Genomic DNA, 21,925 nt, shown 5'->3' on the forward strand with positions numbered 1-21,925 from the left:
CGGTTACGGGCGGAACCGCAGCACCTGCGGGTCGTGGTCGCTGATCTGGTCGTTGAACTCCGAGTTGATGTGCACGCTGTCGTACTCGAAGTCGCAGGAGCGCCGGATCGACGGGCTGATCAGGATCTGGTCCAGCGTCTGGGCGTTGCCCTGGTAGACGTACGAGTAACGCTCGCTCTTGGGCAGCGACTTGATCGCCGACCACAGCGCGCCGCCGTCCTCCAGCCGCTCGGCGGTGCCGGAGAACTCGAAGTCGTTGATGTCGCCGAGCGTGACGACGTCCGCGTTCTTCTGGACGGCCAGGATGTCCTTGACGAAGGCGTTCACCGCGGTCGCCTGGAGGTGGCGCTGGGTCTCCGAGCTGCGGGCCGGCGGCTGGTACTGCGCGTGCAGCGACTGGTCGCCGCCCTTGGAGGCGAAGTGGTTGGCGATCACGAAGACCGTGCGGCCACGGAAGGCGAACTCGCCGGCCAGCGGCTTGCGGCTGTTCGTCCAGGCCGCGTTCGCCGGGTCGACACGGCCGGGGGAGGCCGTCAGCGCCGCCTTGCCGTTCACCTTGGTCACACCGACGGCCGTCGTGGCGTCGCCGCCCGCGCGATCGACGAAGGAGACCCGCTCCGGGTTGAACAGGAACACCTGGCGGATGTTGCCGCCCGGCTCACCGCCGTCGGCCTTGTCGACCGGGTCGATGGAGCGCCAGTCGTACGCCGGGCCGCCCGCGTCGACGATCGCGTCGATCAGCTTCTTCATCGTCTGGTCGGCGGCGACCGTACCGTCGTTCTTCGCGCCGTTGTTGTCCTGGATCTCCTCCAGGGACACGATGTCGGGCGACTGGAGGTTGTTCACGATCGCGGAGGCGTGCTCGGCGAAGGTGGCGTCGGACGGGTCGAGGTTCTCGACGTTGTACGTCGCGACCGCCAGCTCGCCGCGCCCCTGCTTCTGGGTCGTCTCCCGCTTGATGCCACCGCTCTTGAGCGTGCCCAGCTCGCTCGCGACGAGGGTGTAGCCGCCGAACTGGGTGTAGTCCAGCGGGCCGGTGGTGGTGCCGGCGAGCGTGTCGCCGACGTTCGCGACCGGGAAGTCGGCCGGGGCGCCCAGGGACTGGATCTGCAGGCGTCCGGTGTTCTGCGACTCGTAGGAGCCGTAGACCGTGCCGCCGCGGCGGTTGCGGTGCTCCCACGGCTTCACCGTGACCCACAGCTCGGTGTACGGGTCGGTCGCGGTGACCACGCGCGCATCGGCGACCTGGACGTTCATGCCCTCCAGGGACTCGTAGTGGTCGAGGGCGTACTTCGCCGGCTGGAGCGTCAGACCGTTGACCGAGCCGCCCGCGGCGGTGTCGCCGGCCGGGGTGTAGCTGTCCGGCACCGAGTCCTCGTCGACGACCGTCGCGGCCGGGACGGCGTTGCCGCTGGAGACGACGGTGATCGTCGGCTTGGTGATCTCGGTGAGCGACTGGTTGCCGGAGGAGGCGCCGCCCGGGACGTACTCGGCGACCGTGCCCGAGACCAGGACCGAGTCGCCGACGGCCACCTTCGGGACGGAACCGGTGAAGACGAAGACGCCCTCGCTGGTGGCCGGGTCGGCGTCCGCGTCCGGATCCTGGATCCAGAAGCCTCTGGACGAGCCGTAGGTGCGCACGCCGGTGACGATTCCGGCCACGTCCGTGACCTGCTTGCCGGCGTACGGGGATATGCGGGTGCTGCCCTGGATGTCATGGATGCGCACGGAGTCGGCGTGCGCGGGCGCGGTGAGGACGACGGTGGACGCCGCGGAACAGACGGCGGCGACGGTGAGCGCAGCGAGACGCGCGGACTTCTTGCTCGGCAACGTGATCCCTCCGGGGACGTGAATGAGCGCCGGGACGAGGGTGGTGCGTGGAACGGTGGGTGCAGGCGCGACCGGTGGGGCGGTGGCGACGCGCGTAGAAAATACAGTGAACAGATGTCCGCCCGGTTTCTACGCGCGTCAATCTCCTGCCTGGTCAAGCCACTTGTCAAGGTTTCGGCCATGTACAGCTCCCGACCGGGAGATGAACCAGGCGGCATGGGTGGAAATCCGTCTAGGCTGAGCGGTTGAGCCGTGATGTACAGCGGCCGAGCCGTGATGCGTACGGCCCTGCGGAACGCCCTAGGAGAACCAGCCGATGTCAGACAGCTCCCCCCTGCCGCCGGTGCGGCTGCACCCCGAAGCGGAGCTGGCGCGTGACGCCCTGTCCACGCCGTTGCTCTCCCGGGCCGCGCGGCTGGCCCGCTGGGCCGGGCCCGACACCCGGGTCGACGCCGGGGGCGGGCTCGTCGACGAGCAACTCCCGGCCGCCGCCGAGCTGCTCGGGCTGAGCGGGGACGACGCCGCCGCGTACGCGAGCGAGGCCTGGCGGGTGGCCGTCGACACCGGCCTGGTCGAGGTCGTCGACGAGGAGGAGGGCACCGTCGCCGCCGGCGCGGAACTGGCCCTGCTGACCGGCGGTTCGCCGCAGGACGTACTCGGCGTGTGGACGGGGGCGCTGGAGGCGGTGCTCGCGGACGCGAGCGTGCCCGACCTCGACGAGCTGGTCGACGCCATGGACGCGGGCGGCGCGGTCGACCTCTCCTCGCTGGACTGGGACCCGGAGGCGGAGGCGGAGTTCCTCGACGGGGTGCTCGGCAACCTGTACCTGCTGACGGTCAGCGAGGACGGGCCGGCCGACGGGCCCGTGCCGCTGCCCGCGCTCGCCGCCTCGATGATCGTGCCCAGCGACATGGGCGAGCCCACCAACGACGTGCTGGAGCAGGTGTCCGACGCGATGATGCGCCTGGACGACCAGTTCCGGCTGCTGGAGCCGGTCGGCCTCGTGGAGTACCAGCCGGTGGACGAGGCGCTGATGGCGGACACCGACGGCGCAGGCGAGGATCCGTCGGCCGCCGTCGACGACACCGACGTGTCGCGCTACGGCATGGTGCGGCTGACCCCGCTCGGGCTGTACGGGCTGCGGGCCCGGCTGCTGGAGGCCGGGTTCGAGGCGCCCGCGGTCGGAGACCTCGCGGACAAGGGCGCCGACGCGCTGCTCGACGGGACGGCCACGTTCCCGCAGGGGGCCGCGCAGGCCGAGACCGAGCAGTGGCTGGCCCGGCGCGAATCCCTCGCCGCGGCACGGGAGTTGCTGGCGGCGGCACGCGGACTGGACGCCGGGGCGCCGCTGCGGCGGCTGCGCTGCCAGCAGGCGCTGTCCCTGGTGGGCGCGGAGGCCGAGCCCGCGCTGCGGGAGGTCCTCGACGATCCGGAGCTGGGCGGGCTGGCCCGGGTCTGGCTGACCGAGGCGGGGTTCGCCGACGTTCCCGCGCCCTCCCAGGAACTGGTGTTCTGGCTGACCGTCGACACCCTTGCCGCCCAGCTGGCGGCCGAGGGGGACTCCGACGAGCTGAGGGCGCTGGTGGAGGGGCTGGCCGGGCAGCACAGTGGGTTCTTCGCGGCGGCCTGGCGGGTGGGACATCCGGCCACCGCGGATGTGCTGGAGGCGATGGGGCGGCTGCATTCGGACAAGAAGGTCGCGAAGGAAGCGCGGAAGGCCGCGTTCAAGGCGCGATCGCAGCAGGGTGGTTGATGTCGGGTCGCGGGTGCGGGTCGAGTGTGGCTGGTCGCGCCCACGCGGCGGAGCCGCATATCGAGACAGCCCCGCGCCCCCAAGGGGTTGCCGGCGCCCGGCGTTGATTCATGGAAGCGGGTGCTCTGAGGGCGCCTGATGTTCAACCTGCGTTCAGGCATGGGCGGGACGGTTGCGCCGACCGAAGTCCGCCACCTCCCACGGCACACCCACTGTCACAGGAGACACCATGTCGCTCACCCGCAGGGACTTCGCCAGGAAATCCGCGATCACCGGTGCCGGTGTCGCGCTGGCGGGCAGCGCCGGCGTGCTGGCCACCGCACCGAACGCGCTCGCGTCCACCGAGGCCGAGGCCGAGACCGCGAGCGAGGAGTCCGCGGACGCCCACGGGGGCGGTGTCGGGTACGGGCCGCTGATCCCGGACCCCGAGGGCATCCTCGCCCTGCCCGCCGGGTTCGAGTACCGGATCCTCACCTACAGCGGCAGGACGAAGCTGGAGTCGGGCGAGTACACCCCCTCCAACCACGACGGCACGGCCACCTTCGACGGCCCGCGCGGCACCACCCTCCTCGTCAACAACCACGAGCTGAAAGGCCCGCGCGCCAACTGGAAGTACCCGGTCCCGCTCACCGAGGGCCTCGTCTACGACCCCGCCGCGGCCGGCGGCTGCACCGTCGTCGAGGTCCGCCCCGGCGGCCAGGTCGCCGAATGGGTCGGCATCGCGGGCACCTCCACCAACTGCGCGGGCGGCAGCACCCCTTGGGGTACCTGGCTCACCTGCGAGGAGAACTCCGACAAGGCCGGCACCAACGGCATGACCAAGGACCACGGCTACGTCTTCGAGGTCGACCCCGTCGACCGGCGCGCCAACCGCGACCCCAAGCCGCTGAAGTTCTTCGGCCGCTACGACCACGAGGCCGTCGTCATCGACCCCAGGCGCGGCCACGCCTACCTCACCGAGGACGACGACGAGCCCAACGGCCTCTTCTACCGCTGGACCCCGCCGAAGGGCTTCGAGTACGGCCGCGGCAAGTTCCGCACCCTCGCCGACGACGCCGGTGTCCTCCAGGCACCCAAGTGCTTCGACTCCGGCGGCAAGTTCGTCGACGACCTCTCCCGCGCCGTGAAGATCGGCACGGTCTACGGCGTCGACTGGGTGGACGTCCCCGACCGCGACGCGCGGACCACACCGGTGCGCAAGCAGTTCGCCACCGGCGAGGTCACCCGCGCCCGCAAGCTCGAAGGTATGTGGTGGGCCGACGGCGGCGCGTACATCGTCTCCTCGTACGCCCGTGAGGAGAGCCCGGTCCAGCACGACGGCCAGGTCTGGTTCTACGACCCCAAACGCCGCACCCTCACCCTCAAGGTCCTCCTCGGCATCAACCCCGACCCGTCCGAGGACGGCGCCTTCGACGGCCCCGACAACATCACCGTCTCCCCGTACGGCGGCCTGATCCTCGCCGAGGACGGCGAGGGCATCCAGCACCTGTTCGGCGCCACCGACAGCGGCCGCACGTACCCCATCGCCCGCAACGAACTCAACATCGGCACCGAAGAGGAGCCGGAATACAGCGAGTTCGCCGGCGTCACCTTCTCGTGCGACGGCAGGACCCTGTTCGCCAACATCCAGACGCCGGGAATCATGCTCGCCATCACCGGGCCCTGGAAGCGGCAGAAGCGCGGCTGATTAATTCGCTCGCCCGGCCCGCGGCGTCCCTCTTAGAGTGATGAACGTCCAGGTGCGAAGGCAGGACCTACTTCCACTCTTAATGGGGAGGCCGCGGGTTCGAATCCCGCCACCGGTTCCACGAGCCGGTGTAGCTCAGTGGCAGAGCACCACGTCGGTTCCGCCGACCTCGATCTCTGGACACCACAACTTCATGCACCTCCCGGTGCGCAGGCTGCGGCTACTTCTTCTCCTAAAAGAATCCCAGGCCGCCGCCGACTTGATCTCGGGAGGCGCAGCTCAAGGTGGGTGCCCGGTGCGCAGGCAACGGTTACTTCATTGGATCTGGCGGTTGCGGGTTCGAGTCTCGTCATCGACTTCGGGTCGGTGTAGCTCAATTCGGTAGAGCACCAGGCTAAAGTCCGTCGCCGACTCCTGAACTCGGGCACCCTCCTTTTGCTGCGCCTCCTCCCAAACACGAATGAATTCGGGGGGAATTCACCATGGCGCGATTCAACACGCGTGCCGCCAAGGCGCGGCCGACCTCGCGGGTCACTTCGACGGGGCGAGTGCTCCGTACGTACCAGGGCGGCCGCGGCCGTGAGCGGGACCCGCGCTCCGAGCTCTTCCTGCTCGCGGTCTCCCACTTCGTCACCCAGCAGACCTTCTACGAGACCGGCGACGACCGCGACGACCGGTTCGCCAAGCTCGTGCGCGAGCTCGCCGTCACCGACCCCGTGTGGACGGCCGGCCTGCTCGGCTGGCTGCGCGGCGCGGGCAACCTCCGTACGGCGGCTCTCGTGGGCGCCGCCGAGTACGTGCAGGCCCGCCTGGAGGCCGGGGCCACCGACGGTCCGTCCAACCGGCAGGTCGTCGCCTCCGTACTCCAGCGGCCGGACGAACCCGGTGAACTGCTCGCGTACTGGACGGCGGTGTACGGCCGTAACGTCCCGAAGCCGGTCAAGCGCGGCATCGCCGACGCCGTACGGCGTCTGTACAGCGGCAAGTCGCTGCTGAAGTACGACACCGCGTCCAAGGGCTACCGCTTCGGCGACATCCTCAACCTGGTGCACGCGGCCCCGGACCCGGACAAGCCGTGGCAGGGCGAGCTGTTCCGGTACGCCCTCGACCGCCGGCACAACCCGGACACCGCGGTGCCGCCCGCGTCCAACCGGACGCTGACCGCGCACCGCGAGCTGATGGCGCTGCCCGTCGCGGAGCGGCGTGCGGTGGTCACGTCCGAGGGCGGTGCCGAGCGGCTCGCGGCGGCCGGGATGACATGGGAGGCGCTGGCGGGCTGGCTGCAGGGACCGATGGACAAGGCGGCCTGGGAGGCCGTCATTCCGTCCATGGGCGCGATGGCTTTGACGAGGAACCTGCGGAACTTCGATGAGGCCGGCGTCTCCGACGAGGTGGCCGCGCAGGTGGCGGCCCGCATCAGTGACCCGGCGGAGGTCGCGCGCTCGCGGCAGTTCCCCTTCCGGTACCTCGCCGCGTACCAGCACGCGCCCTCGCTGCGCTGGGCCTACCCGCTGGAGCAGGCGCTCGGTCACTCGCTGGCCAATGTGCCCGCGCTGCCCGGCCGGACGCTGGTGCTCGTCGACCGCTCCGGCTCGATGTGGGGTCCGCTGTCCGACCGCTCGAAGCTCAACCGGGCCGACGCGGCGGCGATCTTCGGCACGGCGCTGGCGCTGCGGGCGATGAAGGCGGACCTGGTGGAGTTCGGGTCCACGAGCGCCCCGGTGAAGTTCCGCAGGGGCGAGTCGGTACTGAAGATCCTGGGCCGCTTCGGCGACCTGGGCGGCACCGACACCACCGAGGCGGTCCGCCGGCACTACAGAAGCCACGACCGGGTCCTGATCGTCACCGACGAGCAGTACGCGTACAGCCACCACGGCGACCCGACCCAGCAGGTCCCCGCCGATGTGCCGGTCTACACCTGGAACCTCGCTGGCTATCGGGCGGGCCACGGCCCGTCGGGGAAGGCGAACCGGCACACGTTTGGAGGGCTGTCGGACGGGGCTTTTCGGATGGTGCCTTTGCTGGAGCGTGGCAGTGACGGGCTCTGGCCATGGCTTGAATGAACGGGCACGAGTTCGTCAATCTGTCGGAATCGCAACCAGGTTATGTGAAATCGACGAGTGCTCGAGGCCGCACAAGGGGCGGGGATACTGCAATCTGCACTACCAACGTTGGCTCGCCTACGGTGATCCGAACGGTGGTGGTCACCCCACGGGGAGGGCTGTGTCCCCGCCCCGGCCATGCGAAATGGAAGGCTGTTCGAGGCCTCTGAAGGCGCGAGGGCTGTGTGCTACGCACTACAGGCGCTTACAGAGGTACGGTTCTCCGTTGGCCACAAAGTTCGAATGGACTCGGCGTGGTACGCCCTGCAGTTACGAGGGGTGCGAGCGGGAGCGGTACGGCGGCGGCCGCGGGTACTGTCACCTGCACTACGAGCGCTTGCGCCGCGGTAAGCACGGCCTTGGCGGCCGTAAAGTGCGGGGAAGCCTGCAGAATGGCTATCGCATCTTCTGGGTGGACGGAAAGCGTGTTCCCGAACACCGGTTGGTAATGGAGCAGATCCTGGGCAGGCCGCTACGGCCGCGTGTGGAGACTGTGCATCACAAGAACGGTATCCGCGACGACAACCGGCCCGCGAACCTGGAGCTGTGGACCACTATGCAGCCCAGCGGGCAGCGGGTGAGCGACTTGCCGGCCTTCGCGCGGGAAGTCATCGAGCGATACGGTGATGTGCCCGACGAGGCGCTCTAGACAGGCGGTCTGACCCATGCCCCTTTCCTCCTACGACCGCTATCCCCTCCTCTTCGGCCCGTCCCCCGTGCACCCCTGGAGCGTCTGACCGCCCACCTCGGCGGTGCCTCCCTCCAGGCCAAGCGGGAGGACTGCAACTCCGGTATCGCGTACGGCGGGAACAAGACCCGCAAGCTGGAGTACCTGGTCGCCGACGCGCTGGCCAAGGGTTGCGACACGCTCGTGTCCATAGGGGGCGTGCAGTCCAACCACACCCGCCAGGTTGCCGCCGTCGCCGCCCCTGCCGGTCTCAAGTGCGTACTGGTCCAGGAGAGTTGGGTGGACTGGCCCGAATCCGTGTACGACAAGGTCGGCAACATCCTTGTCAGCCACCTGGCCGGAGCCGACGTACGCCTCGTGCGGGCCGGGTTCGGGATCGGCTTCAAGGAGAGCTGGGAGCAGGCGCTCAGGGAGGTCGAGGAGTCGGGTGGCAAGCCGTACGCCATCCCGGCCGGGGCTTCCGATCATCCGCTCGGCGGGCTCGGGTTCGCCGGGTGGGCGTACGAAGTCGCCGAGCAAGAGAGGCAGTTGGGGGTCTTCTTCGACACGGTGATCGTGTGCTCGGTGACCGGTTCCACCCAGGCCGGTATGGTCGCCGGCTTCGCCGCCCTGGAGGAGGCGGGCGGCCGGCGGCGCCGCGTCCTCGGCGTCGACGCCTCGGCCGCGCCGGCCGCCACTCGTGAGCAGATCGCCCGGATCGCCCACCGCACCGGACAACTCATCGGCCTCAAACGAGAGTTGACCGAGGCCGACATCGAGCTCGACGAGCGGTACCACGCGGGCACGTACGGGATCCCCGATGAGACGACGCTGGAGGCGATGAGCTGGCGGCGCGGACCGAGGGGATGGTCACGGACCCCGTCTACGAGGGCAAGTCGATGGCCGGGATGATCGATCTGGTCGGGCGCGGGGAGATCGGGCGGGACTCGACCGTGCTGTACGCCCACCTCGGCGGGCAGCCCGCGCTGAACGCGTACAGCGCCTTGTTCTAGGCGGTCGGTCCGGCGCTTCGACCTGCGCAGGCTCGGCCGGCCTCGCGGGACCGGGCCCTGCCGCCGCGCGCACCTGGCCGGATACAGTGCACGCGTGTGGGCGGACGATCAGCACCGGGAGCCGAGTGTCGAGCGGCCTGACGGCACCAGCCGCCGGGCCACGATCCACGACGTCGCACGCCTGGCCGGCGTGTCCCGCCAGACGGTCTCCCGCGCGGTCAACGACAAGGGCGAGATCGACCCGGCCACGAAGGAGCGCGTGCTGGAGGCGGCACGGCTGCTGGACTACCGGCCCAGCCGTTTCGCGCGCGGCCTCGTGCAGAAGGGGACCGTGACGGCCGGTCTGGTGATCCCGGACCTGATGAACCCCTTCTTCCCCGAGGTGGCCGCAGGCGTGCTGGAGGCGGCCGAGCAGCGCGGCTGGCAGGTCGTCGTATGGGACTCCCGTATCGACGAGGCCCGGGAGCGGGAGGCGCTCGACGTGCTGTCCCATCAGGCGGACGCGGTCGTGGGCTACTTCAAGAGCCCGGACGACGTGCTCGCCCGGCACCTCGGCGGCGTACCGCTGGTACTGCTGGAGCGCGGCCCGCAGCAGACCGGTTTCGCGGCCGTGGGCATCGACGCCGCCGCCGGTCTCGCACAGGGCATGGCGCATCTGGTGGGCGCCGGTCACCGCAGGATCGGCATGCTCGACGGTGTGCACGGGCCCGGCCCCCGCAGACAGGCCTTCCTGGAGGAGGCCCGGCGGCACGGCCTGCCGGTCGACGACAGCTGGATCGCGCTGTGTCCCGAGCACAGCGTGGCCGGGGGCGAGGCCGGCATGGAGCAACTGCTGGACGCCCGGCCCGACATCAGCGCCGTCTTCGGTTTCAACGACCTGATGGCGGTCGGCGCCATGCGTGCCGCCCGGCGCCGCGGCCGGCGGGTGCCGGACGACCTGGCCGTCCTGGGCTTCGACGGACTGTCGCTGGGCGAGCTGATCGAGCCCGCCCTGACCACCCTGCACATCGACAAACGGCGGCTGGGGCGGCTGGCCGTGGAGCAGGTGGCCCGGCTGCGAGCGGGGGAGGAACCACTGCGGGGCGCCGAGGCGTGGGTGGTGCCCGAGCTGGTGGTGCGGGCTTCGGTCTGAGGCGCCGGCGTGCCGCGAGCGCCTCAGTGCAGGGGCGTTGACGCCTCGGCACACGCCCAGACACGCCTCGGCACCCGTCCTCGCATGCCTCGGCACCAGTCCTCACACGCCTCAATCCGGAGAAGGTCACCCTCCAGGTCGCCCTGGCGAACCTCAACGTCCTGTACAACGCCGACTATGCGTTCGGGCGCGGCACTTCCTGCGGGATCTGGCGGCGGGAGCTAGGAAGCTGTGAGCGGGGGCAGTGCCTGCCCTGACTCCCGGTCGCGCCGGGCGCCCCCTTCGACCGGGGGCGCCCTGGACGTCGTACGGCTGTCTACAGCGCCTGGGCCGCCGGCTTCACCATCCCCCTCACCGTGCGGGACTTCACGAAGTCGCCCATGGCCGTCATCTCCCACTCGCCGGAGAACTGCTTGATCAACTTCGCCATCATCACGCCTGTCTGCGCCTCGGCGCTGGTGAGGTCGAAGCGGACGAGTTCCTCGCCGGAGGCGGCGTCGATCAGTCGGCAGTAGGCCTTGGCGACCTCGGTGAACTTCTGGCCGGAGAAGGAGTTGACCGTGAAGACGAGTCCGGTGACCTCCTGCGGGAGGCGGCCGAGGTCGACGGTGATGACCTCGTCGTCGCCTCCGCCCTCACCCGTGAGGTTGTCGCCGGAGTGGCGGATCGCGCCCTGCACGATCTGGAGCTTGCCGAAGTAGCAGCTGTCGATGTGGTTGCGCTGCGGGCCGTACGCGATGACCGAGGCGTCCAGGTCGATGTCCTTGCCGCGGTACGCCGGCTCCCAGCCGAGGCCCATCTTGACCTGGGAGAGCAGGGGGCGGCCGCCCTTGACCAGGGAGACGGTCTGGTTCTTCTGGAGGCTGACCCGGCCCTTGTCGAGGTTGATCTTGCCGGCGCCGGGCGCGGGAGGCGCGGGCGGGGCCGGGGGAGCGGCGGGAGCCTGGGGCGCCGGGGGAGTGGACATCGGCGGGGCCGGCGGGGCGACCGGGGGCTGCATGGTGGGCTGCGGCGGGGCCACGGGGGCAGCGGGGGCCGGGGCCGGTTCCTCGACCGTGACGCCGAAGTCGGTGGCGATGCCGGCCAGGCCGTTGGCGTAGCCCTGGCCGACCGCGCGGGCCTTCCAGGCGCCGTTGCGGAGGTAGACCTCGACGATCACCAGTGCCGTCTCGGTGCCGAGCTGCGGGGGTGTGAAGGTGGCCAGGACGCTGTTGTCGTCCGCGTTGCGGATGGTGGCCGTCGGCTCGATGCCCTGGAAGGTCTGGCCGGCGGCGTCCGGGCTGGCGGTGACGACGATCTTCTCGATGCCGGGGGGAACGGCCGAGGTGTCGACGGTGATCGCGTCGGGGCTGGTGCCGCCGCCCGAGCGGTACGTCACCCCGGGCCCTGTCGGCTGGTTGTAGAAGATGAAGTCGTCGTCCGAGCGCACCTTGCCGTCGGCGGTGAGCAGCAGGCCCGATACGTCGAGCCGCACCGGGGCGGCGACGTCCACCGTCACGCGTGCGGTGGAGAGAGGGATGTTCGAGCCGGGGGTCATAGCTGTCATGCCGGGTGAACGAGCGGGGGCGCTTTACCGTTCCCTTACCCGGGGCCATTCGGCGGGGCCTTGGGTTTCGCCCCCGCCGCCCCTACCCGTCCCATCACTGGGGGCTGCCGCCCCCAGACCCCCGCTTCGGCCCTGAACGGGCCTCGTCCTCAAACGCCGGACGGGCTGGATGACGCGGGCCGGCGTCGAGAGGCGAAGCCCCCTGTGGGTGGGTGGGGGTTAGGGATGGTGTGGCCTTGTCCTCGGACGCCGGGCGGGTAGCCCCTTGAGGATGGGACGGGTAGGGGCGGCGGGGGCGAAGAACCCCTACGGCACCACCACGATCTTGCGGCCCACCCCCGACGCGAACTGCTCCAGCGCCTGCGGGTACTGCTCCAGCGGGATGCGGTCGCTGATGAAGATCTCGGGGTCGAGGACCCCGGTCGCGAACAGCTCCGCCGCGCGCTCGAAGCTGTGCAGGACCGCCATCGAACCCGTGATGGTGATCTCCTGGTTGTAGATGCGGTACGGGTCGATCGTCACCCGGGTCGCGTAGTCCGCCACCCCGAACTGCAGGAACGTGCCCGCCTTCGCGACCCGGTCCAGGCCGTCCTGGATCGCCGCCGCGTTGCCCGTGGCGTCGACCACGAGGTCCCAGCCCTGGGGACGGTCCAGTTCGTCAGGGTTCGCGGCGGATGCCGAGACCCCGAGCCGCCGTGCCGTTTCCAGCCGTGCCGGGTTCACGTCCACCACGTCCACGCTCGCCGCTCCCGTCCGCTTGGCGAGCTCCAGCATCATCAGGCCCATCGTGCCGGAGCCGTAGATCAGGACGTGGGCGCCGAGGCGGGACTGGAGGACGTCGTAGCCGCGTACCGCGCAGGACAACGGCTCCACCAGCGCGGCGTCCTGCGTACGGACGTGTTCCGGCAGCTTCACGCAGTTCGCCACCGGGGCCACCGCGTACCGCGCCGCGCCGCCCGCCGTCGTCACCCCGATCGCCGCCCAGCGTGCGCAGAGGTTGTTGTGGCCCGTACGGCAGTACCGGCACTCGTAGCAGTACAACGACGGGTCCACCGCGACCCGGTCGCCGACCGACAGCTCCGTGACCTGGGTGCCGACCCCGACCACCTCGCCCGCGAACTCGTGCCCGGGCACGATCGGCAGCTTCGGGGCGAACTCGCCCTGGAGGATGTGGAGATCGGTTCCGCACAGGCCGCACGCCGCGACCTCGACCACGACGTCGCGCGGTCCTGGCGTCGGGTCCGGGACCTCGGCGACGACGGCCTTGCCCACGGACTCGATGACGGCGGCCTTCATTTCACGGCTCCCAACGACAGGCCCTGGACCAGCTTGTCCTGGGCGGCGAACCCCGCGGCGAGCACCGGCAGGGAGATGACGAGCGACGCGGCGCACACCTTCGCCAGGAACAGGCCCTGGCTGGTGATGAAGCCGGTCAGGAAGACGGGGGCGGTCTCGGCGACCACGCCGCTGAGCACCCTCGCGAAGAGCAGTTCGTTCCAGCTGAAGATGAAGCAGATCAGGGACGTCGCCGCGATTCCGGGCAGGGCGATGGGAGCCACCACCCGCCCCAGGATCGTCGGCAGTCTCGCGCCGTCGATCTGCGCCGCCTCGATGATCGCGACCGGCACCTCGGCGAGGAAGGACTGCATCATCCACACCGCGATCGGCAGGTTCATGGCCGTGCAGAGGATGACCAGCGCCCAGATGTTGTCGAGCAGACCGGTGTTCTTGGCGAACAGGTAGATCGGCAGCAGGCCTGCGACCAGCGGGAGCATCTTGGTGGACAGGAAGAAGAACAGGACGTCGGTCCACTTCTTCACCGGCCGGATGGAGAGCGCGTAGGCGGCGGGCAGTGCCAGGACCAGCGTCAGCAGCGTGGAGGCCACCGAGGCCGTCGTGGAGTTGATGAGCGAGGGCCAGGGGCTGGCGCCACCGCCCGCGCCGAAGAACGCGCGGTAGCTGTCCAGGGTGAGCGAGGCGGCGACGGAGGGCGGGTTGGTCGCCGCGTCCGCCTCGGAGTGGAAGGACGTCAGGACCATCCAGAGGATGGGCAGCACGAACAGGATGCCGGCCAGCCACGCGGTGACGCCCAGGGCGGCACCCTGGATCCGGGCCCGGGACCGTCGCGGGGCGGCGGTGGTGAGGGTGGTCATCAGCGGGACACCTCCGCGCGGAACAGGGACGACACGACGCGCAGGGCGAAGGTCGCGAGGACGATCGAGCCGATGACGACGATGACGCCGGCCGCCGAGGCGAGGCCGTTCTCGTGCGCCTGGTAGAAGGTCTGGTAGATGGTGTACGGCAGATTCGCGGTGTCCAGGCCGCCGGAGGTGATGGTGTACACCGCGTCGAAGTTCTGCACGATGTAGATCGAGCCGAGCAGCACGCTCAGTTCGATGTAGCGGCGGATGTGCGGCAGCGTCATGTGGACGAACACCTGCCAGTCGCTCGCGCCGTCCACCCGGGCCGCCTCGATCAGCTGCGGGTCACGGCTCTGCAGTCCGGCGAGCAGGATCAGCGTCATGAATGGCGTCCACTGCCATATCAGCGAGGCCTCGACCGCCATCAGCGGCATCTCGGAGATCCAGTCCGGCTGGGCCGCGCCGTCGCCTCCGATCCAGTGCAGGATGCCGTTGAACAGGCCGTATTCGGGGTTGAACAGCACGTGCTTCCACAGCAGCGCGGCCGCGATCGGCACCAGCAGGAACGGGGCGATGAGCATCGTGCGTACGGCGGCCCGGCCACGGAACTTCCGGTCCAGCAGGAGCGCCAGCAGCAGGCCGAGGACCAGGCTGACGAGCACGACCGTGGCGGTCAGCAGGACCGTCGTCCACACCGACTTGCGCAGGTCGGGCGTGCTCAGCACTTCCGAGTAGTTGGCGAAGCCGGCGAAGTGGCGATCGTCCGGGTACAGGGCGTTCCAGTCGAAGAACGAGATCACCAGCGTGGCCACGAAGGGCAGCTGCGTCACGACGACCATGAAGATCAGTGCGGGCAGCAGGGGCGCCCGGGTGGCCCAGGCGCGCATACGGTTCGGCCGCCGGGCCGCCGGCCGCGGGGAGGCGGCGGCCCGGGTGGGGGGAGTCGTCACGGTCATGACTGGTACTTCTTTCCGACGGCCTCGGCGAGCTTCTGCGACTTGCTCAGCGCGCTGTCCACGGACTGCCGGCCGGCGATCGCGGCACTGATCTCCTGGGAGACCTTGGTGCCCAGGTCGGTGAACTCGGGGATGCCGACGAACTGGATGCCGGGCGCGGGCCGGGGCTGCACGCCCGGGTCCTCGGGCTTGGCGCCCGCGATGGCGTCCCGGGTGACGTCGGCGAAGGCGGCCGCGTCCTTGCGGTACTGCGGGAGGTCGTACGTCGACGCACGCTTGCCGCCCGGCACGTTGGCCCAGCCGATCTTCTCGCCGACGAGCTTCTCGTAGTCCTTGCCGGACGCCCAGGAGATGAACTTCCAGGCGTTCTCGGCGTTCTTGGACGCCTTCTGGATGCCCCAGGCCCAGGTGTAGAGCCAGCCGGAGCTGTCGGTCTTCTCGACCGGCGCGGGTACGTAGCCGATTTTGCCCTTGACCGGGGAGCCGGAGGCCTCCAGCGAACCGGCACCGGCGGTGGCGTCGTACCACATGGCCGTCTTGCTCTGGGTCATGTTGTTCAGGCACTCGGCGTAGCCGGACTGTGCGGCGCCGGACTCGCCGTGCTTGCGGACCAGGTCGACGTAGAACCGCGTGGCCTCCTTGAACTCCTTGGAGTCCAGCTGTGCGTTCCAGTCCTTGTCGAACCAGGTGCCGCCGAAGGTGTTGACGACCGTGGTCAGCGGGGCCATGACCTCGCCCCAGCCCGGCAGGCCGCGCAGGCAGATGCCCTTCATGTCGGACTCGGCCTCGTCCACCTGCGCGGCGAGGGCGGCGACCTGCTTCCAGGTGGGCTTGTCGGGCATGGTCAGGCCCGCCTTCTCGAAGATGTCCTTGCGGTACATCAGGAAGGAGGACTCGCCGTAGAAGGGCTCACCGTAGAGCTTGCCGTCCTCCGCGGTGAGGGCCTGCGTCATCGGCTTGAGGACGTCGTCCTGGTCGAAGGCGGTGTCGCTCTTGACGTACGAGTCCAGGGAGTGGAGCCAGCCGTTCCTGGCGTAGATCGGGATCTCGTAGTTGCTGAGGGTGGCGACGTCGTACTGGCCCGCCTGGTTGGCGAAGTCCTGGCTGATCTTGTCCCGGACGTCGTTCTCCGGCAGGACGGTGAAGTTCACCTTGAGGCCGGTGTCCTTGGTGAAGTTGTCGGCGGTGAGCTTCTGCAGCTCCACCATCTGCGGGTTGTTCACCATCAGGACGTTGATGGAGTCGCCGTCGGAGGATCCGGACCCGCCGGCGCCGGCGCAGGCGGCGAGCGGAGTGATCAGCGTCCCTACGGCGGCCACGAGGAGGAGGTGGCGTGGCGCGCGTCGGCTCTGGGTTCGCATGTGATGCTCCTGGACATTTGGCTGCAAAAGGGGCGGTGAAGGGTGTGGAAGTGCCCTACGGGGTGGGGCGGTTTGATTTCTGGATCTTCGGTGGGGCGGCGTGGGCGCCAGGGGCGGCCCGAACGTCAGACGCGGATGACCTGCGGCCCGAGGAGTGAGTAGCGGTGCGCCTCGGACGCGGGAAGCGATGTGCTCGTCACGATCGCCTCCAGTGCGCCGACCTCGGCGAACCGGCAGAAGCTGACCGCTCCGAACTTGGTGTGCACACCGGCGAACACCGTGCGCCGCGCGGACCGGATCGCCTGTGACTTGACCTCGCTGACCGCCGGGTCGGGGGTGGTGAGGCCATGATCGCGGGAGATGCCGTTGGCGCCGATGAACGCCAGGTCGATGACGAAGCCGGCGAGCATCTTCGTCGTCCAGTGGTCGACGGTCGCCAGCGTGCCGGAGCGCACCCGGCCGCCGAGCAGCAGGACCGAGATGTGCTCGGCCTCGGCGAGCGAGCCCGCGACCGGCAGGGACGCGGTGACCACGGTCAGCTGCCGGTCCCTGGGCAGGGCCTCGGCGACGAGCTGCGGGGTGAAGCCCTCGTCGACGAAGACGGTCTCGGCGTCCCCGAGCAGCCCGGCCGCCGCTTCCGCGATCCGGCGCTTCTCGGGCACATGACTGGTGGCGCGGAAGGCGAGCGTCGTCTCGAAGCCGGCGCTCTCCACCGGGTAGGCGCCGCCGTGGGTCCGGCGGAGCAGGCCGTGGTCCTCCAGGACGCGCAGGTCCCGCCGTACGGTCTCCTTGGCCACGCCCAGATCGGTGGCGAGCGCGGTGACGTCGACCGAGCCGAGGGTGCGCGCGAGGTGCACGATCTCACGCTGGCGTTCCTCGGCGGTCTTCGCCGTATTCGCCGTCGTCATCGTCGACACCCGCTTCCGTGCTGTGCTGCCTGACTCGATCGCCTGCGGGGCGGTCGGGTCGTCCTGCCCGTTCGGGCCCGGTGGGGCCCATGGAGGAAGTTCTACAGCGGCGGTGCGGGTCTGAACAGCTCTGTTGTCGGGGCGATGCTGCCCGCTTGTGCCCGTTCGGCTCGGCAGGTGCCCGTCTCGGACCTGGGCGGCCCTGGATCGCGGCGTGGGATCGGGCAGGGCGGATGCCCGAATGCAGGAGCGGACGGGCCCGTTCGGTGCCCGCCCGCCGTCGCGAACGACCGTTTTCCGCCGCCGCGGCGGAACCGGTGACGTCAGTACGGCCAGATCGGCGGGTCGCTCACGAAGTGGCCGCCCAGGTAGGCGTGCGCGATGTTGTCCGGTTCGAGGTCGCCCTGCTCGGCGATGAGCTTCTCGGCGTACGGCTCGGAGTCGTCCTGCGGCTCGTAGCCGAGGGCGCGGGCGGTGCTGAGGTCCCACCACAGGCGGGTGTTCGCGGAGGAGCCGTGGACGACGGTGTGCTCGACGTTCTCGGCGGTCAGGGCCGCGTGGAAGAGGCGGGCGCCGTCGGCGGGACTCATCCACACCGAGAGCATGCGGACGCTGGTCGGCTCGGGGAAGCAGGAGCCGATGCGGACGGACACCGTCTCCAGGCCGTACTTGTCCCAGTAGAACTGCGCGAGATCCTCACCGAAGCACTTGGACAGGCCGTAGAAGGTGTCCGGGCGGCGCGGGGTGTCGATCGGGATGAGGGGATCGTCGCCCTGGGGGCGGGGCGTGAAGCCGACGGCGTGGTTGGAGGAGGCGAAGACGATGCGCCCCACGCCCTCCTCGCGGGCGGCCTCGTACAGGTGGTAGGTGCCCTCGATGTTCGCCTTGAGGATCTTCTCGAAGGGGGCTTCCAGGGAGATGCCCGCGAGATGGATGATCGCGTCGACGCCCCGGACGGCCTCGCGCACCGCCTCCTTGTCGGCGAGATCGGCGACGATCGCGTCCGGCTCGCCCTCGACGGGGCGCAGATCGAGCAGCCGCAGCTCGTAGCCGTACGCCGGGAGCAGGCCCCGCATCAGGGTGCCGAGGCCGCCGGCGGCGCCGGTGAGCAGAACGGTGCGGGGTGCGGGCATCCTCGGGGCTCCTTGAGTGATAGGCCGCGTGTGTGCACGGTATTCACATTCGTGGACAAGTTAAGGATCACGAGCCCTGCGAGTCAAGGGTGGTGTAGGCGATTTTCATAACCATAAACTCTGATCAGTATCCTGCACCGTTCCTGTAAGTTTCCGTACTCGCCCCAGGGAGAGCCCGTGACGCCAGCCCCCCTCGCCGCACGCCTCAGCATCCCCGGCGGGCCGCTGTTCTTCCCCGTCACCGCCTACGGCCCCGATGGCTCGGTCGACCTCGACACCTACCGCACCCACGTGCGCCGAGGAGTCGAGGCAGGGGCCGCCGCCGTGTTCGCGTGCTGCGGCACCGGGGAGTTCCACGCGCTCACGCCCGAGGAGTTCGAGGCGTGCGTGCGGGCGGCCGTCGAGGAGGCGGCGGGACGTGTGCCGGTCGTCGCGGGCGCCGGGTACGGCACCGCCCTCGCCGTGCGGTACGCGCGGCTCGCCGAGGCGGCCGGAGCGGACGGGCTGCTCGCCATGCCGCCGTATCTCGTCGTCGCCGGGCAGGAGGGGCTGCTGCGGCACTACAAGGAGATCGCCGCGGCGACCGCGCTCCCCGTCATCGTCTACCAGCGCGACAACGCCCTGTTCACCCCGGACACCGTCGTCGAACTGGCCCGCACGGACGGGATCATCGGGCTCAAGGACGGCCTCGGCGACCTGGACCTGATGCAGCGGATCGTCAGCGCCGTACGCACCGAGGTCCCCGGCGACTTCCTCTACTTCAACGGCCTGCCCACCGCCGAACAGACCCAGCTCGCCTACCGGGCCATCGGCGTCCCGCTCTACTCCTCCGCCGTGTTCTGCTTCGCCCCCGAGATCGCCCTCGCCTTCTACCGGGCGCTGGAGGCCGGTGACGACACGACGGTGAACCGCCTCCTGGACGGCTTCTACCGCCCGTTCGTCGAGCTGCGCGCCCAGGGCCGCGGATACGCCGTCGCCCTCGTCAAGGCCGGCGTACGGCTGCGCGGGCCGGCCGTGGGGGAGGTCCGGCCTCCGCTGCACGAGCCGAGCGAGGATCATGTCAAGCAGCTCGCCGAGGTGATCGAGCGCGGATACGCGCTGCTGGAGAAGGAGCCGGAGGACACCAAGTGAAGGCGTCGACATTCGTCTACCCCTGGGACGTCAACGGAGACCCGGAGGCGCCCGCGAGGATCGCCGCCCTCGGCGTGCGGCAGGCGACGCTCGCCGCCGCCTACCACTCCACCCGCGCCCTCACCCCCCGCCACCCGCGCCACCGCATCGTCACCGCCGAGCACGCCGCCGTGCTCTACCCGACGGACGACCGCTGGAAGGGCCGCGAGTTGCGCCCGTACCCGGCGGGGGACTGGGCGCCCGGGGACGCGTACGGCGAGGCGGCCGCCGCGCTCGCCGACGCCGGCCTGGAGGTGCACACCTGGGTGGTCCTCGCGCACAACTCCCGCCTGGGCGCCGAGCACCCCGACACCTCGGTCGTCAACGCCTACGGCGACCGCTACCCCTGGGCCCCGTGCATCGCCCAGCCCGCCACGCGCGCGTACCTCGTCGACCTGGCCGCCGAGGCCGCCGTACGGCCCGGGGCGCGCGGCACCGAGCTGGAGTCCCTCGGCTGGTACGGGTTGCAGCACCTGCACGCACACGACAAGACCGGCGGAGTCCCGCTCGACGACGCCGGGATGTACCTGATGGCGCTCTGCTTCTGCCCCACGTGCAAGGAGGGCTACGGCGACCAGGGCCTGGACGCCGACGAGCTGGCCGCCGCCGTACGCGCCGCCCTGGAGCCGCTGTGGCAGGGCGCGGTCGCCGACGAGGGCTGGGCCGGGGTCGAGAAGCAGCTCGGCGAGGCGAACGCGGCGGCCACGCGCGCGTGGCGCGACGAAACCGCCCGCACACTCCAGGAGTCGGCGGTCCGGGCGGTCCGCGCGGCCGCCCCCGACGGCTTCCAGATCCTGCTGCACGCCGACCCGGTGACGTACCACGTCGGCGCCAACCCGGGCGTCGACCCCGAGCACATCCTCTCCGTCGCGGACGGCGTCGTCGTGCCCTGCGCGGGCGGCCCCGGCCTGCTGACGCCCTTCGCCGGGCAGGGCCGCACAGGCTCGGTCATCGCCGCCAACTTCGGTGTCGTCTCCGGGATGGGTGGCAGCCCCGGCACGCTGGCGTCGGACGCGGCACGCGCGCGTGAGCTCGGAGCCACGGAAATCCGACTCTATCACGCGGGGTTGGCGTCGGACGGGGACTTGGTGGCGGTGCGGGAGGGGCTCGCCGCGCTCTGAAGCAGCGGTACGGCCGTCACCAGCCACACCGGGCCCAGGACGGCCAACACGAGCCGTACGTCGAGCAGTTCGACCAACGCCGCCCCCGCGGCCAGCCCGATGGCGTTCGGCGTGAAGACGAGCGTGTTGGCCGTGGCGGCGGTACGGCCGAGCAGGGCGTCCGGCGTCTCGCGCTGCACGGCGGTGAGCGCGGCGATCAGCACGCAGGGCAGCCCTACGCCGCTCGCCGCGCTGCAGACCAGGGTCAGTGGCTCGGACGGGATCGCCCGCAGGCCGGCGGCGAGGGCCGTCAGAGCGATGCCGTACGCGGCGAAACGGCGTTCGCCCAGGCGGCGCAGCGCGGGGCCGGAGAGCAGCCCGATCGCCACCGAGCCGGCGCCCTGGACGGCGTACAGCACACCGGCGTACGCGGGCGCGTGCCCGAGGCCGTCGATGACGGCGTAGATCATCGCCCCGTTGAGGCCGGCGAAGAGCATGGTGGTGCCGCCGGCCAGGACGAGGGGGCGCAGCCGGGGGTGGGTCCAGAGGTGGCGGGCGCCCTCGATGGTCTGCGCCCGCCAGCCGTCGGCCGGCGGCTCTGGCCTGCTCTCGCGGACGCGGAGGCAGGCGTACAGGCCGGTCGCGACCACGAACGTCACCGCGTCGAGCAGGGCGACACTCGCGCCGCCGTACGCCGCGTAGACGCCCGCGCCGGCCAGCGGGGCGAGGAGCTTCATGCCCTCGGAGGCCGTCATGCGCAGCCCGTTGAAGTCGCCGAGCAGGGGCGCGGGCACGGCGGAGGCGACGAGGGCGGACTCGGCGGCGTCGTGGACGACGCCCGCGGTGCCGTAGACGAACAGGACCGCGAAGAGGAGCCAGAGGCGGTCCGGGGAGTCGACGGTGAAGAGGGCGAGCAGGAGGGCGGCCAGGAGGAGGTTCGCGCCGATCAGCAGCGGTTTGCGGCGGGTGCGGTCGGCGAGCGTGCCGAGGAGCGGGCCGGCCAGGGTGGGTGCCCACATGGCGAGCATGCACAGCGCGGCCAGACCGTCGGATCCGGTGAGGTCTTTGACCCATACGCCGGACGCCAGCCACAACGCCGAGGTGCCGAAGCCGGAGACCACGACTCCGGCGAGGTAGAGGGCGGCGTTGCGGTTGCTCAGGACGCGGGGGAGTGCCCAGGTGGTGGTCGTCGTCATGCCGGACCAGCGTGCGGCTGAGGCGGGGGCGTACGGATCGGGGAAGTGCCTTATAGGGCGCCTTCTTCGGTCTGTGCGCCATAGGGCGTGCGAGGGCGTGCGGCAGGTGAACAGTGCGCCAACTCCCTGTGTGCGACCGTAATTTGGCGATGACTCGGGAGCAGGTCGTAAGGTAATATGCAGGAAAAGAAGCGTTCGCGGTAGTCAAGTGAACCGCGGCTGGACAAGCT

16 protein-coding genes and 1 pseudogene are annotated in these 21,925 nt (G+C 70.5%); 8 read left to right on the plus strand and 9 right to left on the minus strand.

The window, feature by feature from the left end; translation table 11 throughout:
• Window positions 1–3: 3 nt before the first annotated feature.
• Window positions 4–1,830, minus strand: a complete 1,827-nt coding sequence (locus QQM39_RS35065) for an endonuclease/exonuclease/phosphatase family protein (protein WP_302001591.1) — start codon at window positions 1,828–1,830, stop codon at window positions 4–6.
• A gap of 316 nt (window positions 1,831–2,146) precedes the next feature.
• Here QQM39_RS35065 and QQM39_RS35070 point away from each other — a divergent pair, with 316 nt between their 5' ends.
• The 6 genes and pseudogenes from QQM39_RS35070 to QQM39_RS35095 all read left to right on the plus strand — a co-directional run bounded on the left by QQM39_RS35070 (window position 2,147) and on the right by QQM39_RS35095 (window position 10,184).
• On the plus strand, window positions 2,147–3,583 hold the full coding sequence (locus tag QQM39_RS35070; RefSeq protein ID WP_302001592.1) for a hypothetical protein: 1,437 nt from the start codon (window positions 2,147–2,149) through the stop codon (window positions 3,581–3,583).
• 229 nt (window positions 3,584–3,812) lie between these two features.
• Window positions 3,813–5,270, plus strand: coding sequence for an alkaline phosphatase PhoX (locus QQM39_RS35075; RefSeq protein WP_302001593.1), 1,458 nt, complete (start codon window positions 3,813–3,815; stop codon window positions 5,268–5,270).
• 482 nt (window positions 5,271–5,752) lie between these two features.
• Window positions 5,753–7,333, plus strand: coding sequence for a TROVE domain-containing protein (locus QQM39_RS35080; RefSeq protein WP_302001594.1), 1,581 nt, complete (start codon window positions 5,753–5,755; stop codon window positions 7,331–7,333).
• A 376-nt stretch (window positions 7,334–7,709) separates the two neighbouring features.
• Window positions 7,710–8,021, plus strand: a complete 312-nt coding sequence (locus QQM39_RS35085) for an HNH endonuclease (protein ID WP_302001596.1) — start codon at window positions 7,710–7,712, stop codon at window positions 8,019–8,021.
• Between the two features lie 16 nt (window positions 8,022–8,037).
• Window positions 8,038–9,052: pseudogene (locus tag QQM39_RS35090) on the plus strand (1-aminocyclopropane-1-carboxylate deaminase).
• Window positions 9,053–9,146: 94 nt separating this feature from the next.
• On the plus strand, window positions 9,147–10,184 hold the full coding sequence (locus QQM39_RS35095) for a LacI family DNA-binding transcriptional regulator (RefSeq protein WP_302001598.1): 1,038 nt from the start codon (window positions 9,147–9,149) through the stop codon (window positions 10,182–10,184).
• Window positions 10,185–10,500: 316 nt separating this feature from the next.
• On the opposite strand, the gene QQM39_RS35100 is transcribed toward QQM39_RS35095, so the two are convergent.
• The 7 genes from QQM39_RS35100 to QQM39_RS35130 form a co-directional block, all read right to left on the minus strand.
• Window positions 10,501–11,721 (minus strand): TerD family protein, encoded by a 1,221-nt coding sequence (locus QQM39_RS35100; RefSeq protein ID WP_302003840.1) that lies wholly within the window; start codon window positions 11,719–11,721, stop codon window positions 10,501–10,503.
• A 315-nt stretch (window positions 11,722–12,036) separates the two neighbouring features.
• Entirely contained in the window at window positions 12,037–13,026 is a 990-nt protein-coding gene (locus QQM39_RS35105) for a zinc-dependent alcohol dehydrogenase family protein (protein ID WP_302001599.1), read from the minus strand.
• Complete coding sequence (locus QQM39_RS35110; protein WP_302001600.1) at window positions 13,023–13,883, minus strand: carbohydrate ABC transporter permease; 861 nt, start codon at window positions 13,881–13,883, stop codon at window positions 13,023–13,025. Before QQM39_RS35110 ends, QQM39_RS35105 begins: the two co-directional genes overlap by 4 nt.
• On the minus strand, window positions 13,883–14,827 hold the full coding sequence (locus QQM39_RS35115) for a carbohydrate ABC transporter permease (protein ID WP_302001601.1): 945 nt from the start codon (window positions 14,825–14,827) through the stop codon (window positions 13,883–13,885). Before QQM39_RS35115 ends, QQM39_RS35110 begins: the two co-directional genes overlap by 1 nt.
• Entirely contained in the window at window positions 14,824–16,188 is a 1,365-nt protein-coding gene (locus QQM39_RS35120) for a sugar ABC transporter substrate-binding protein (protein WP_302001602.1), read from the minus strand. The genes QQM39_RS35115 and QQM39_RS35120 overlap by 4 nt, the downstream gene beginning before the upstream one ends.
• Window positions 16,189–16,313: 125 nt before the next feature.
• On the minus strand, window positions 16,314–17,096 hold the full coding sequence (locus tag QQM39_RS35125; RefSeq protein WP_302001603.1) for a DeoR/GlpR family DNA-binding transcription regulator: 783 nt from the start codon (window positions 17,094–17,096) through the stop codon (window positions 16,314–16,316).
• 323 nt (window positions 17,097–17,419) lie between these two features.
• Entirely contained in the window at window positions 17,420–18,229 is an 810-nt protein-coding gene (locus QQM39_RS35130) for an NAD(P)-dependent oxidoreductase (RefSeq protein WP_302001604.1), read from the minus strand.
• A 177-nt stretch (window positions 18,230–18,406) separates the two neighbouring features.
• Between QQM39_RS35130 and QQM39_RS35135 the strand changes: the two genes are divergently transcribed.
• Together QQM39_RS35135 and QQM39_RS35140 are read left to right on the plus strand one after the other, a co-directional pair.
• Complete coding sequence (locus tag QQM39_RS35135) at window positions 18,407–19,360, plus strand: 5-dehydro-4-deoxyglucarate dehydratase (protein ID WP_302001605.1); 954 nt, start codon at window positions 18,407–18,409, stop codon at window positions 19,358–19,360.
• A complete protein-coding gene (locus QQM39_RS35140) occupies window positions 19,357–20,520 on the plus strand; it encodes a hypothetical protein (protein WP_302001606.1) in 1,164 nt (387 codons plus the stop codon). The genes QQM39_RS35135 and QQM39_RS35140 overlap by 4 nt, the downstream gene beginning before the upstream one ends.
• On the opposite strand, the gene QQM39_RS35145 is transcribed toward QQM39_RS35140, so the two are convergent.
• Window positions 20,457–21,695 carry an MFS transporter gene (locus tag QQM39_RS35145; protein ID WP_302001607.1) on the minus strand — a complete coding sequence of 413 codons (1,239 nt, stop codon included), beginning with the start codon at window positions 21,693–21,695 and terminating at the stop codon, window positions 20,457–20,459. The genes QQM39_RS35140 and QQM39_RS35145 overlap by 64 nt on opposite strands.
• Window positions 21,696–21,925: the final 230 nt, after the last annotated feature.

Origin of the sequence: Streptomyces sp. DT2A-34 (genome assembly GCF_030499515.1) — a bacterium.
In the GTDB taxonomy this organism is placed as follows: Bacteria; Actinomycetota; Actinomycetes; order Streptomycetales; family Streptomycetaceae; genus Streptomyces.